The 12,913-nt window shown below is 67.9% G+C and carries 10 protein-coding genes and 3 tRNA genes; 9 read left to right on the forward strand and 4 right to left on the reverse strand.

The window, feature by feature from the left end; all coding sequences use genetic code 11:
• Nucleotides 1-8: 8 nt before the first annotated feature.
• The 5 genes from BACI348_RS03370 (at nt 9) to BACI348_RS03390 (ending at nt 7,091) form a co-directional block, all read left to right on the forward strand.
• Nucleotides 9-1,046 (forward strand): universal stress protein, encoded by a 1,038-nt coding sequence (locus BACI348_RS03370; protein ID WP_159823948.1) that lies wholly within the window; start codon nt 9-11, stop codon nt 1,044-1,046.
• Nucleotides 1,047-1,073: 27 nt separating this feature from the next.
• On the forward strand, nt 1,074-3,848 hold the full coding sequence (locus BACI348_RS03375; RefSeq protein WP_159823949.1) for a PEP/pyruvate-binding domain-containing protein: 2,775 nt from the start codon (nt 1,074-1,076) through the stop codon (nt 3,846-3,848).
• A gap of 57 nt (nt 3,849-3,905) precedes the next feature.
• The gene (locus BACI348_RS03380; protein WP_236557392.1) at nt 3,906-5,216 is read left to right on the forward strand and encodes a LolA family protein; all 1,311 of its coding nucleotides are present in this window, start codon (nt 3,906-3,908) and stop codon (nt 5,214-5,216) included.
• Nucleotides 5,213-6,217 carry an ABC transporter ATP-binding protein gene (locus BACI348_RS03385; protein ID WP_159823950.1) on the forward strand — a complete coding sequence of 335 codons (1,005 nt, stop codon included), beginning with the start codon at nt 5,213-5,215 and terminating at the stop codon, nt 6,215-6,217. Before BACI348_RS03380 ends, BACI348_RS03385 begins: the two co-directional genes overlap by 4 nt.
• 76 nt (nt 6,218-6,293) lie before the next feature.
• A complete protein-coding gene (locus tag BACI348_RS03390) occupies nt 6,294-7,091 on the forward strand; it encodes a DUF2705 family protein (protein WP_159829745.1) in 798 nt (265 codons plus the stop codon).
• Nucleotides 7,092-7,155: 64 nt separating this feature from the next.
• On the opposite strand, the gene BACI348_RS03395 is transcribed toward BACI348_RS03390, so the two are convergent.
• Genes BACI348_RS03395 through BACI348_RS03405 form a run of 3 tightly spaced genes read right to left on the reverse strand, consistent with a single transcriptional unit; the run spans nt 7,156 to nt 9,595 of the window.
• Nucleotides 7,156-8,076: a cation diffusion facilitator family transporter gene (locus BACI348_RS03395; protein ID WP_159823951.1), complete on the reverse strand. Its 921-nt coding sequence runs from the start codon at nt 8,074-8,076 to the stop codon at nt 7,156-7,158.
• 10 nt (nt 8,077-8,086) lie between these two features.
• Nucleotides 8,087-8,551 (reverse strand): metallopeptidase family protein, encoded by a 465-nt coding sequence (locus tag BACI348_RS03400; RefSeq protein ID WP_159823952.1) that lies wholly within the window; start codon nt 8,549-8,551, stop codon nt 8,087-8,089.
• A gap of 9 nt (nt 8,552-8,560) precedes the next feature.
• Nucleotides 8,561-9,595 carry a DMT family transporter gene (locus BACI348_RS03405; RefSeq protein WP_159823953.1) on the reverse strand — a complete coding sequence of 345 codons (1,035 nt, stop codon included), beginning with the start codon at nt 9,593-9,595 and terminating at the stop codon, nt 8,561-8,563.
• Nucleotides 9,596-9,721: 126 nt separating this feature from the next.
• Between BACI348_RS03405 and BACI348_RS03410 the strand changes: the two genes are divergently transcribed.
• Nucleotides 9,722-10,402 (forward strand): DsbA family protein, encoded by a 681-nt coding sequence (locus BACI348_RS03410; protein WP_159823954.1) that lies wholly within the window; start codon nt 9,722-9,724, stop codon nt 10,400-10,402.
• A 66-nt stretch (nt 10,403-10,468) separates the two neighbouring features.
• On the opposite strand, the gene BACI348_RS03415 is transcribed toward BACI348_RS03410, so the two are convergent.
• On the reverse strand, nt 10,469-11,521 hold the full coding sequence (locus BACI348_RS03415) for a PHP domain-containing protein (RefSeq protein ID WP_159823955.1): 1,053 nt from the start codon (nt 11,519-11,521) through the stop codon (nt 10,469-10,471).
• A 164-nt stretch (nt 11,522-11,685) separates the two neighbouring features.
• Between BACI348_RS03415 and BACI348_RS03420 the strand changes: the two genes are divergently transcribed.
• The 3 genes from BACI348_RS03420 (at nt 11,686) to BACI348_RS03430 (ending at nt 12,047) form a co-directional block, all read left to right on the forward strand.
• Nucleotides 11,686-11,758, forward strand: a tRNA-Glu gene (locus tag BACI348_RS03420).
• Between the two features lie 91 nt (nt 11,759-11,849).
• Nucleotides 11,850-11,923 (forward strand) — tRNA-Asp (locus tag BACI348_RS03425).
• A 48-nt stretch (nt 11,924-11,971) separates the two neighbouring features.
• Nucleotides 11,972-12,047, forward strand: a tRNA-Phe gene (locus tag BACI348_RS03430).
• Nucleotides 12,048-12,913: the final 866 nt, after the last annotated feature.

The raw sequence follows: 12,913 nt of genomic DNA on the forward strand, positions 1-12,913 counted from the left end.
GCGGCCCCATGGGCGCACAAGAGTTGCATCCGGACCCGGCGCGGGACAGCGGTGGTACTCCTGCTGCTCCCGACGGGATTGTTGTCGGCGTGGACGGATCGGACCACGGCCAGTGTGCTCTGGTCTGGGCCGCACGGGAAGCCCGGCGGCGCCGGCGGCCCCTGCATATCGTGACCGCCTATTCCGTGCCCATCTTCGCCGCCTCAGGGCTGGACGGCGGATACGCCACGGTGGATGACTCGGTGATCCGCGAGGGTGCGGAAGCTGTGGTGAAGCAGGCCATGGAGAAGGTTTCCGCGTATGACATCGACGTGAGCGCCTCGGTGGAGAACGGAGACGCGTCGGGGGTTCTGCTGGAGATGTCCCGGACGGCGGAGCTCCTGGTGTTCGGCACCCGCGGGCGGGGCGGTTTTGTGGGCAGGCTCCTGGGCTCCGTCAGCAGCGCGCTGCCGGCCCATGCAAAGTGCCCCACGGTCACCGTTCCCCTGGTGTGCTCGGACCGGCTGGGCGAAACCACGGAGGACAAGCGCGTCAGGGCCGAGCAGGCCAAAGCCGGGCACCAGCGCGTGGAGAACGTAGTGGTGGTGGGCGTTGACGGTTCAGAACAGGCCCGTGTTGCGGTCCTCGAAGCCGCGGACCAGGCCGTACGCCTGGGCGCGCAGCTCCGGGTGGTCTGCGCCGTGCCGCAGTACAGCGGTTCGCTGGCCTGGGTCCCCGCGCCCATGGACCGCAAAGCGCTCTTCGCGGACATCCAGGTCACCCTGGACGCCGGCATGGCCTGGCTGCGGAGCCACTACCCCAACCTGTCAGCCGAGTCCGAACTGCTGGACGGCTCTCCCGTGGATGTGCTGGTCGAAGCCAGCCGGCATGTGGAGCTGGTGGTGGTGGGCACCCGCGGCCGCGGCGGCTTCACGGGCATGCTCCTGGGGTCCACATCCGACGGCATCCTGCACCACGCGAAAGGGCCGGTGATGGTGGTTCCGGACCGTGAGGACCCACGTCTGGCTGACCGGGCGCGCTTCGGTCCCATCCTCGGCGCCGCCTGATCCCGGCCCGCCCCAGGGAGCGCCGCAATGGCCGCCGACTACTCAGGAAAGGTGGGGCAGGAGCCCGGCCGTGAGGGCGGGGACAGTGGCCCTGCCCTGGTGGTCCGCCTGAGCCACCTGGACGGCACCATGCTTCCGCTGGTGGGCGGCAAGGCTGCCAACCTCGGTGAACTGATCACCGCAGGGCTGCCGGTACCCGACGGGTTCTGCCTCACCACCGAGGCCTACAAAGAGGCCACCGCCACCCACCAGGGGGGCATACTCCGGCGGCTCGGCGACCTTCAAAAGGCATTGCAAGGCTCAGCGGACCAGGCCGCGGAACTGGCAGGAGCGGCCGGCGCGGCCCGTGAAGCCATCCGCAGCATGCCGGTCCCGCCGGGCATCGCCGCCGCCGTGGAACAGGCCTGTTCAGCGCTTGGGCACAACATCCCAGTGGCGGTAAGGTCCTCCGCCACGGCCGAGGACCTTCCCTTCGCGAGTTTCGCCGGCCAGCAGGACACCTACCTGAACATCATCGGCACGGACGCCGTCGTTGACGCTGTCCGCAGCTGCTGGGCATCCCTGTGGACCGACCGCGCTGTGGCCTACCGTGCGGCCCTGGGGATCGCGCCGCACGAAGTAGCCCTCGCCGTCGTGATCCAGCGGATGGTGGACGCCGAGGCCGCCGGGGTGATGTTCACCGCCAACCCGCTGACCGGAAGGCGACGGGAAGTGGTGATCGATGCCGCTGCCGGGCTTGGCGAAGCGGTGGTGTCCGGGGTTGTGAATCCGGACCACTTCGTGGTGGACACCGCTGCGCGCCGGGTCCTTGAACGGAAACTGGGCGACAAAAGTGTGGCCGTCCGGACCAAGCCCGGCGGCGGAACGGAAACCCGCAGCATGGAAGGCGGGGCGGACGCGTCCAGCCTTACGGACGCGCAGGTTCTGGAGCTCGCCGACCTGGGAATGCAGGCCGAGCGGCACTTCGGCGCGCCGCAGGACACGGAGTGGGCCATCGACGCCGGCGGTGCGCTCTGGCTGACCCAGTCCCGGCCCATCACCACCCTGTACCCGGTACCGGAAAGCCGCTCCGCCGCCGGCACAGGCACCAGGGTGTACCTGTGCTTCAGCCTGGCGCAGGGCCTTACTCGCCCCCTCACCCCGATGGGGCTGGCCTCGCTGCGGCTCGTCGCTTCATCGGTGGCCAAGGCCGCAGGGTTCGCCGTAGCGGATGCCCGGCTCGGTCCTTCACCGTATGCCGAAGCGGCGCAGCGCATCTACTTCGACCTCACCACGCCGGTCCGGAGCACGGTGGGCCGGCGGATCCTGCCGCGGGTGTTCGACGTGATGGAGGCCCGGTCCGCCACGGTGCTGCGGCAGGTTTTTTCGGATCCCCGGTTTTCGGTGACCCGGAAGACCCCGTTTGGACTGCTGCGCCACGTCATGCCCGCTGCGGCGAAGGCCAGGGTCCCGGAAGCACTCATCCGCGGGTTATTGAGACCCAAGGCGGCGCTCCGGCGTCTTGACCGCTTCACCCGGCAGTTTGCTGACGGCCTGGAGCCGGAGGCAGCAGCGGGGCCGCTGGAGCGTCTGGACCACGCGGAGCAGCTCCTCGGAACCCGGCTCTTTGCGATTGTTCCGGCCATCCTGCCCCTGCCCGTGCTCGGCTTCGCCATGCTGTGGGTGGCGGGAAAGCTGCTGGGCGGTCCCGACGGCCGTGACGACCTGCAGAAGGTGCTCCGGGGCCTGCCGCAGAACGTGACCACCGAGATGGACCTTGAGCTCTGGCGCCTTGCCGCAGCCATGAAGGAGGACCGCGAAGCGCGGCAGGCCCTGGAGGCGCGGGAACCGGCGGAGCTTGCCGCGGATTTCCGCGCCGGGACCCTGCCACCGGTGCTGCACACCGGCCTGGCGCGATTCCTGGAACGCTATGGGCACCGGGCCGTGGCGGAAATCGACGTCGGTATGCCGCGATGGTCTGATGACCCCACCCATATCCTCGGCGTCCTGGCCAATTACCTCCGCCTGGCAGACGCCGCCACGGCGCCGGACACGCAGTTCAGCCGGGCGGAGGAGGAGGCCGAAGCGGCCGTGGACCGGCTGGTGGCCGGGGCGCGGCGGCACGGCAGGGTGAGGGCCCTGCTGGTCGGCGCCGCGCTGCGCCGCTCCAGGCTCTTCGCCGGGCTCCGGGAAATGCCGAAGTACCAGCTGGTCCTTGGCCTGGCCGAAGCGCGGAAGCAACTGGCCCTTGTGGGCGCCGCGCTGGCCGCCGACGGCCGGCTGGAAACCCCGGACGACGTCTTCTTCCTCGACTTCGAAGAGGTCCGGCAGGCACTGGGGGACCCCAAAACCAACGGGGCCAACCCGCCCCGCAACGTACGCGGACTCGTGGTGGAGCGGCGCGCCGCCTATGCCGGCGAAGTCGGCAGGCGCCACATTCCCAGGGTCCTGCTTTCCGACGGCACGGAGCCCGAAGTGCTGCACTCCCGCGGTGCCGGCATGGCGGACGGTGCGCTGGCCGGCAGCCCGGCATCAGCCGGGATGGTCACCGCTCCGGCCCGGGTCATCCTGGACCCCGTCGGGGCCCACCTTGAACCGGGGGAGATCCTTGTGGCCCCGTCCACCGATCCCGGCTGGACCCCGTTGTTCCTGACTGCCGGCGGCCTGGTGATGGAGATGGGCGGGCCCAACTCCCACGGCGCCGTCGTGGCGCGGGAGTATGGAATCCCGGCCGTGGTGGGGGTTCCCGAGGCCACCATCCGGCTCGCCACCGGACAAATAATAACGGTCGACGGCGGTGCGGGAACCGTGCTGCCCGGGTAGCCCCGGGCAGCGGGTCCGGCAGGTGTCGGGAGGGTCCGCGAGGCGTACGCTTGGACTATGGGCTCCAACGACGGAGACAAATCAGCCATGAACCGGAGCAGCAACCACCGGACCAGCCACGGGATCAGGGACCGCGGCGTGAAGCACGTCATCCAGCGCCCCTGGTTGCGCTGGGTCCCGGCGGTGGCAGTGCCTGCGGTCATCGCCGGCGGAGTGCTGGCGGGAACCCTGCCGGCGCGGGCCGGCGACCCCCTGCCGGAGAAGACCCCGGCCGAGGTCATCGCCCTTCTCGCCTCGCACAAGACGCACACCTTCTCGGGAACCATCGAGCAGACCTCGGAACTGGGCCTTCCGGAGTTGCCGGCAGCACCGCCTACCTCCGGGCCGGCATCAGCGGACGGCGTGGCCTCACTCCTGGAGTTCCTGACGGGCGGGCACACGGCACGGGTGTTCTTCGATGGCCCCGGCAAGGCGCGTATCCAGGTGGTGGACCGGCTGGCCGAGCGGGACATCATCCGCAACAACAAGGACGTCTGGTTCTACTCGTCCAAGGACAACTCCGCCGCGCACCTGACCCTGCCGGACTTTGCACGTGACCTTCCGCTGACGGATCCGGGCCAAACCGTTCCGGGCCAGCCAGATCCGTCCCGGGCCGGCCCGCCCGCGCTGGGCCCTGGTGGCACGGGAAAGACGCCGGTTCCGCACACACCCGGTGAGCTGGCGGAGAAGTTCCTGGCAATGGCGGACAGCACCACCGCCATCACCGTTGGCCCCGAGGTTGAAACCGCCGGCCGGCGGGCGTACAACCTGCTGCTGGAACCACGCACTGAGCGCACTCTGATGGGCCAAGTGGCCGTCGCCGTCGATGCGGAGACCGGTTTGCCGCTCTCCGTGAAGGTGACCGCACGGGGTGCCGCCGGGCCCGCCTTCAGCGCCGGATTCAGCAGCCTTTCACTGGAAACGCCGGACGAGGCGCTGTTCGACTTCGCCCCGCCGCCGGGCAGCACGGTGGAGGAGCTGCAGTCCAGCCACCCGGCCACCAAGCCGCCGGTGTCAGGATTGCCCGGGTCTCCGGGCACGTACATCACTCCTGACCGGCTGGCAAAGGACGTCCGGGGCAGCGCCCGGCAGTACCTGTCGGGCTCGGGCTGGGAAACGGTGTTGGAAGTCCCCGCCCAAAGCGGCGCCGGCTCAAGCCTGGACACCCTGCTGACCCGCAGTCCGCTGCTGGCCCAGGCCGCCGTCGTGGTTCCTGGTGGCCGCCTGATCTCCACGTCGCTGCTCAACGTCCTGCTCACCGACGACGGCCGGATCTTCGCGGGCATGGTCCCGCCGGAGAGGCTGCAAGCCGCTTCGACGGCTCCGTGACGGCGGCCGCGCGGGGCCCCGGATCCTGGACGTACGGCCTGACCATCGAGACGCAGGGACTGACCAAGCGGTTCGGGCAGCAGCTGGCCGTGGACGGCCTGGACCTTGCCGTGCCGCAGGGGTCCGTGTTTGGTTTCCTGGGCCCCAACGGCTCCGGCAAAACCACCACCATCCGCATGTTGTTGGGCCTCGCCGCGGCCTCGGCGGGAAGCGTCAGGCTGCTCGGGCTGGACATGCCGGGCCGGTTCCAGGACGTTCTACCACAGGTGGGGGCGCTGGTGGAGGGCCCGGCCTTCTACCCGTTCCTCTCCGGAACCGCAAACCTCCACCGCCTCGACGCCGCTGCCCGGCATGCAGATCCTGCTACCCGGAAAGCGCGGGTCAGCCAGGCGCTGGACCGGGTGGGTCTCAGCCATGCCGCGGGCAAGCGGGTCCACGCCTATTCGCTGGGCATGAAGCAGCGGCTGGGCATCGCCAATGCCCTGCTCTCGCCCCGGGAACTGCTGGTCCTCGACGAGCCCACCAACGGGCTGGACCCGCAGGGCACCCGGGAGGTGCGGAACCTGGTCAGGTCCCTCGCGGCCGACGGAACCACCGTTTTTGTCTCCAGCCACCTGCTGGCCGAAGTTGAACAGATCTGCACGCATGCCGCGGTGATGAGCGCCGGCCGGCTGGTGGCCCAGGGCCCGCTGCCGGAACTGCGCCGATCCGGCATTGCCCGGATCCGCCTGGTGACGCCCGACGCCGCACCTGCGATGTCAGTCCTCGCCGGCCTCGGGCTGGTGCCGGACGCGGCACCGCCGCAGCCGGACGGCGAGGTGGTGACGGCGGTGCTGGAGCCGGCGCCTGGAGACGCCGCCCCTGGAAATGCCGCGCCCGAGGACATCGTGGCCCGGCTGGTGGAGGGCGGCGTGCGGGTACGGGGCTTCGGGGTGGAGCGGGAAAGCCTGGAGGACAGGTTTGTCGCCTTGACGGGGGAGGGGTTCGACGTTGCCCAGTAGCGCATCTTCGGAGAGTGCCGGATTCACCCGCACAACCGCGGCCGCGGCCACCCGGCGCGGGCCTGGACTTTCGCTCCTGGCATCTGAACTCCGGGTGCTGTTCGGGCGCCGGCGCACCTGGGCGCTGCTGCTGGCCCTCGCCGCGATCCCCGTGCTGATTGCGGTGGCTGTGCGAATCTCGTCCGCGGTTCCTGCCGGGCGGGGTCCGGCATTCCTGGACCGCATCACGCAGAACGGCCTGTTCGTCGCCTTCACCGCCATGCTGGTGTCCGTTCCCTTGTTCCTGCCGCTCACGGTGGGAGTGGTGGCGGGGGACACCATCGCCGGCGAAGCGAACCTGGGGACGCTGCGGTACCTGCTGGTTGCCCCCACCGGCAGGGTGCGGCTGCTCCTGGTGAAGTACGCGGCAGCGCTGGCGTTCTGCCTGGCAGCCCCGCTCACCGTTGGCCTGGCCGGCGCCGCGATCGGGGCGGCTCTTTTCCCTGTCGGCCCGGTGACGCTGCTGTCCGGGGACGTGATCGAGCCACCGCAGGCCTTTCTGCGCATCCTCCTGATCGCTGCGTACCTTGCCATCTCCCTGGCCGGGCTCTCAGCGGTGGGGCTGTTCCTGTCCACGCTCACTGTGGTCCCCGTCGGGGCCATGGCCGCCACGGTGGTGGTGTCGGTGGTGTCCCAGGTCCTTGACCAGTTGCCGCAGTTGGAGTGGCTGCACCCGTGGCTTTTCAGCCATTACTGGCTCGGTTTTGGGGACCTCCTCCGCCAGCCCGTGCTGTGGGATTCGTTGGTGCACAACGCCTGGCTCCAGGCTGGCTACGTGGCGGTGTTCGGTGCGCTCGCCTATGGCAGGTTCGTCACCAAGGACGTCCTGAGCTGACCTTCAGCGTCTGGCCGGCAGCGCCCTGGTACAGGTGCAGCAGTCCGTGCAGGCACAGCTCCGCTCAGGCGTGCTGGTGTGCTTCGTGCTCGGAGTGTGTTGCCGGTTCCAGCTGGAACGTGCAGTGGTCGGTATCGAAGTGCGAGCCCAGGCAGCTGACCAGCTTGTCCAGCAACTGGTCGGCGCCGCGGGCTGTGAGGACGCCGTCCTCCACCACCACGTGCGCCGAAAAAACGGGCACCCCGGACGTGATGGTCCAGATGTGGATGTCGTGCACATCCGAGACGCCCTCCACGGACAGGATGTGTTCGCGGATCATCTGCACTTCCACCCCCTTCGGGCTGGCTTCCAGCAGCACATCCACAACATCGCGCAGCAGGCTCCACGCACGGGGCAAAATCAGCAGGGCGATCAGCACGGAGGCGATGGTATCCGCGGCCTGGAACCCGGTCAGCATAATCACCACGGCGGCGGCGATGACGGCGAAGGAACCCATCAGGTCGCCCAGGACTTCGAGGTAGGCGCCCCGGACGTTGAGGCTCTCCTTGTGGCCGCCGCGCAGGATCAGGAGTGACAACAGGTTCGCTGCGGCGCCCAGGATGGCGGCGAACAGCATGATGTCCGTTTGCACCTCGGGTGCAGACCCGATCCGCCGGATGGCCTCACTGAAGATGACCACCGAGATCACAATCAGGATCAGGGCGTTGGCCAGTGCGGCGAGGACTTCCGCCCGCTGGTAACCGTAGGTCCGCTGGTCGCTGGCAGGTTGGCCGGCAATCCAGGCTGCCAACAGCGCAATGGTCACCCCGGCGGCGTCCGAGAGCATATGACCGGCATCAGCCAGCAGGGACAGCGACCCGGAGAGGGCGGCACCGGCCACCTGGACCAGTACCACAGCCAGGGTGATGGCAAGGACGGACACCAGCCGCTTGCGGTGCCGGCCCGTTGCAGTAACGCCGTGGGTGTGGCTGTGGTTTTGTCCCATGCCTACAAGGCTAGCCCCAGCCGAGCTCGTGCAGCCGCTCATCATCGATGCCGAAGTGGTGGGCAATCTCATGGACCACCGTGACCGCCACTTCGTGGATCACGTCCTCGCGCGAGTCGCAGATTTCAAGAATGGGTTCGCGGAAAATCGTGATGCGGTCCGGCAGCGAACCGGCGTCCCACCACGAGTCGCGTTCGGTCAGCGGCACGCCCTCGTAGAGTCCCAGCAGGACCGTGTCCGGGTCTTCCCCGGGCCGGGGCACATAGTCGTCGTCGATGAACACCGCCACGTTGTCCATGGCTTGGGCAAGCTTGTCCGGGATGCTCTCCAGGGCGTCCTGGACGGCGGCCTCGAACTCGTCGGCGGACATGATGAACGGCTGGGCCGGGAATCGGTGGGCAGGCCCGGTGGCATGCAGGGGCTCGCTGGGGCCTTCGGGAAGGATGGGCAGTCCCGGCGGCAGGCTGGCTGGCATACTCCCACTTTAAGCTGAAGCGCTCCGCTTGGCGGCCGGTTCTGCGGTGGGAGCCAATTCCGCGGCGGGTCCTGGAACCTGTTCCGCGGCTTTCGGCTTGCGGCCGGGCCGTGTCCGGCGCCGGGTAAGTCCCACGCCCACCAGGCAGACCAGGCCGCCCGCCATGCCCAACGCGGTGGGGATCTCGCCCAGCACGAGCCAGGAGATCAGTATGGTGGTGCCGGGCACCAGGTAGGTGGTGGCGGCGAGTTTGCCGGCTTCGATCAGTGAGAGTGCGTAGGCCCAGGTGGTGAAGGCAATCGCCGTCGGGAAGACTCCGAGGTAGGCAAGTCCCAGGGTCGCCTCCGGAGGCGCGGCCTGCACTTCGGCAACCAGCTGGCCTGTAAAAGGCAGGCAGCACAGGGCGCCCACCAGGATCCCGAACCACGTGGCCTGTGCCGCGGGAAACTTCCGCAGGACGGGCTTCTGGACGATGACGCTGACTGCGGCGAGCACGGCGGCGAGGAGGCAGAGCAGCACACCGGCAACATCCGCCGTCGCGCTTTCCCCGGAGCGGGACGGCTGGCCGGAACCCACGGCGATCAGCGCCACCCCGGCGAAGGCAACCAGGCTCCCGATGATGAGCCAGCGCGGGAAGCCCTCCTTGAGGAAGATTCCGGCCATTATGGCCACGAGGATGGGGTTCACGTTGATGAGCAGGGCGCTGGTGCCCGCGTCCAGCACGTGCTCCGCCGCGTTCAGCGCCACGTTGTAGCCGCAGAACCACATGGCGCCGTAGGCGAGGATGGGCCACCACTCGCGGCCCCGGGGAAGGAGGCGGCTCTTGAGCAGCTGCGGCAGGACCAGCAGGGACAGCACGACGGCGGCGATCGCCAGCCTGCCCAGCGTCAGGGAGCCGGGGGAGAAGTGTGGGCCGATGGCCCGGATCCCCACAAAGGCTGACGCCCAGAGCACTACCGTCGTGACCATGGCCGCCACACCTAGGGCCTTAGTCCGGGAGGAAGGGGGTGGGGGAGCGCTGGAACTGACGGGGGTTGATGCCATGCTGCCAATGTAGCCGGGGAACGGGACCCCAGGCTGGCGGAAATCGGCCATGTCTAGCCAAGTTCCTGCCAAAGATTCCCCAAAGCTCCACCAGAGGAGATCCTGCTGCCGGTTAGGATGCGGTTTATGGTCTCAAACCTTGCTCCCCGTGATATGGCAGGCCCGGTCCGGAAAGTGATCTGGATCGTCCTTGCAGCCGTGGTGGTGGCCGGCGTGGCCTGGTACACCGTGCTGACCCTCGGGAAACCCCAGCAATCAGCGCCTCCTGCCCCGGGCGCTGAACAGCTGGTCCGTGCAGAGAGCCACCGCCTGACCAGCCCTGCCGTGGAGAAGGCGCAGCTGGTGGAATTCCTGGACTTCGAATGCCCGTCCTGCGGCTCCATTTACCCGGTGGTGGAGGAATTCCAGGCCGAGTTCGGAGACCGGATCACGTTCGTCCACCGGCATTTCCCGTTGTCTGCCCACCCGAACTCCGGCCAGGCCGCCTTGGCTGCCGAGGCCGCGTCCCAGCAGGGCAAGTACCAGCAAATGGCCAACAGACTGTTCGAGACGCAGTCGCAGTGGGCCGGGAACCAACAGTCCCAGGCGCCGCTGTTCCGCAGCTATGCCGAGGAACTGGGGCTGGACCTGGCCCGGTTCGACGCCGCCGTAGCGGATCCCGCAACGGAGGAGCGGATCCTGGCGGACATCGAAGACGGCAAGGCCCTGGGCGTGAAGGGAACGCCCACGTTCTTCCTGGACGGGGAGAAGCTCACCCTCACCACTAAGGCCGACTTCCGGCAGAAACTCGCGGACGCGGCCAAATAAGCGGCGTACGCGGCCCGCGGATCTGGCTGCGACGGTATGCCGCACGGCTGGACAGCCGCGGCGCCCCTAGTGAGCCTGATCCGATCCCGCCCATGCCAGCAGCCGCTCCACCGGCCAGGTGGTGATGATCCGGTCGGCCGGGACGCCGTTCTTTTCCGCGCGCTCCGCGCCGTACTGCAGGAAGTCGAGTTGTCCGGGGGCGTGTGCGTCGCTGTCGATCGAGAACAGGCATCCTGCGTCAAGGGCCAGTTGGATCAGGGCATCGGGCGGGTCCTGGCGTTCGGGCCGGGAGTTGATCTCCACTGCCACGTTGTGTTCTGCGCAGGCGGCGAACACCTCTTTTGCGTCGAAGTCCGACGGCGGCCGTGTCCCGCGGGATCCCTCCACCAGGCGGCCGGTGCAGTGGCCCAGCACATTCGTGTGCGGGTCCTGGATGCCGCCCAGCATGCGCCGCGTCATGGTCTTGGAATCAGCGCGGAGCTTCGAGTGGACGCTGGCCACCACGATGTCCAGGCGGTCCAGCAGTTCCGGCTCCTGGTCCAACTCACCGGATTCGAGGATGTCCACTTCGATGCCGGTCAGCAGCCGCACCTGATTCTCCGGAGGTCCGTCGGAGCCGGGGTGGGTGCCGTCATTGATGGCTGCCACCACATCCAGTTGCTGCAGGAGGCGTTCGGCCGAGAGCCCGTTGGCGATGGTGAGGTTGGGGGAGTGGTCCGTGAGCGCCAGATAATCCCTCCCCAGCACCCCGGCGGCCGCCACCATCAGCTCGATGGGGGATCCGCCGTCGGACCATTCACTGTGGCTGTGCAGGTCTCCGCACAACGCCTCCCGGAGGGTGGAACCGCCCGAAGCCAGCGGTTGGGCGCCCTTCTCCCGGAGGTCGGCGAGGTAGTCGGGCACCTGGCCCTCCACCGCATCCCGGATGACCTGGTAGGTCCGGTCGCCGATGCCCTTCATGGATTTCAGCCGGCCGTTCCGTGCACGGGCCGCCACTTCGTCCGGCGGGAGCGGGGCGATCACGGCCGCGGCTTTCCGGAAGGCCTGGACCTTGAAGGTGGCAGCGCGGCCGCGCTCCAGCCAGAAGGCGATCTCGTTGAGTGCTGCAACGGCATCCATCAGTCCATCTTCACCTGTTCTTCCCCGTCCGCGCCCGTGTTTTGGCCGATTTTGGATTATTCCTGAGTAGGCCCTATAGTTTTAGAGTCCAGTTCGGAGAAACGCAAAGGACAAAGACGGAAAGCCTCGCTTTACGCCTTTTGTTTTGTTCCGAACGGGTTCTGGCCCCCATCGTCTAGCGGCCTAGGACACCGCCCTTTCACGGCGGCGGCACGGGTTCGAATCCCGTTGGGGGTACGCAAGGAACTGGTCAGGCAGGCGAAAAAAGTCTGGTAGGCTGGAAGCCTTGAAAAAAGCGGTAGAGATACTGTGAAAGCAAGAAACGCAAGGCCCTGTAGCGCAGTTGGTTAGCGCGCCGCCCTGTCACGGCGGAGGTCGCGGGTTCAAGTCCCGTCAGGGTCGCTCTGGTTGTCGGAAGAGATTTCGGCGGTCATGGTGACTAGTCACCTAGGCTCTGTAGCTCAGTTGGTAGAGCGTTCGACTGAAAATCGAAAGGTCACCGGATCGACGCCGGTCGGAGCCACCACTGGGAAGCATCAGTTCTTCGGAACTGGTGCTTTTCTTCTTTAACGGGTTTTGGCCGAGCGCCGCCGCCAGATTAGGCGTTAGCGGGTTAGCGGCCGGAAAGTGTGTTTAGCGGCCAAAGATGTACGGCTTGGGCGTGACATCTGTATCCTCCGCCCCATCCCTTGTGGATTCCGTTTCCGTCCTCGGCTGGCAACGACGTCCGTCCTCGGCGGTTCTCGTCGGTCCCCGGCTGGCCGCGACGTCCGGCAGCCACCGTGCGCGAAAGATTACTGGGCTTTGTTCGTAAATCCCGGTTCCAGGGTTCCGAACCGCCAGCAAGCGCGGGACTGCGGGCTTCGCCTCATCCCGCACCGCCTCCTGGTGCAGCTCGGCAGTGCCTCCACCCAGGACGGCCCCGGCCTTGCATCCCCCTCTCGCACCCTTTTCCGGACAAAACACCCTGGCGTTCGGGGTGGAATTGTCCGGAAAAGGGTGTGTTTCAGGAGTTCCCCAGTATGCGGGTGATGTCAGCCACAGCTGGAGGGTGACTCGGGTGACTCGGGAGGCGCGCCCAGGCGCCAGAAAAAAGATTTGTCGGACAATTGAAACATTTGACCCGAGCCAAACCGGTGTGGCACGCGCGCGCTTTGGGCAATGTAAGCGCTTGCGCAGGTGCGGGACAACTCCCCGGGGTGCCCATGAAACATGTTTTGAAATGGGCTCAGAAGGCTGACAGCGTGGAGGGCGGGCCAGGAAGCTCACGCTCCTGAGCCACTTCTACGGGGACTACCCAACCCCGTTCCCCTCGATACAACGGCGTCCTCCATGACGCCTGCGGTGTTGTTGGGGCCGCCGGAGTTCGAAGGACCAGGGCACCAGTCCGTC

This window comes from Arthrobacter sp. 9AX (assembly GCF_902506095.1).
In the GTDB taxonomy this organism is placed as follows: Bacteria; Actinomycetota; Actinomycetes; order Actinomycetales; family Micrococcaceae; genus Arthrobacter.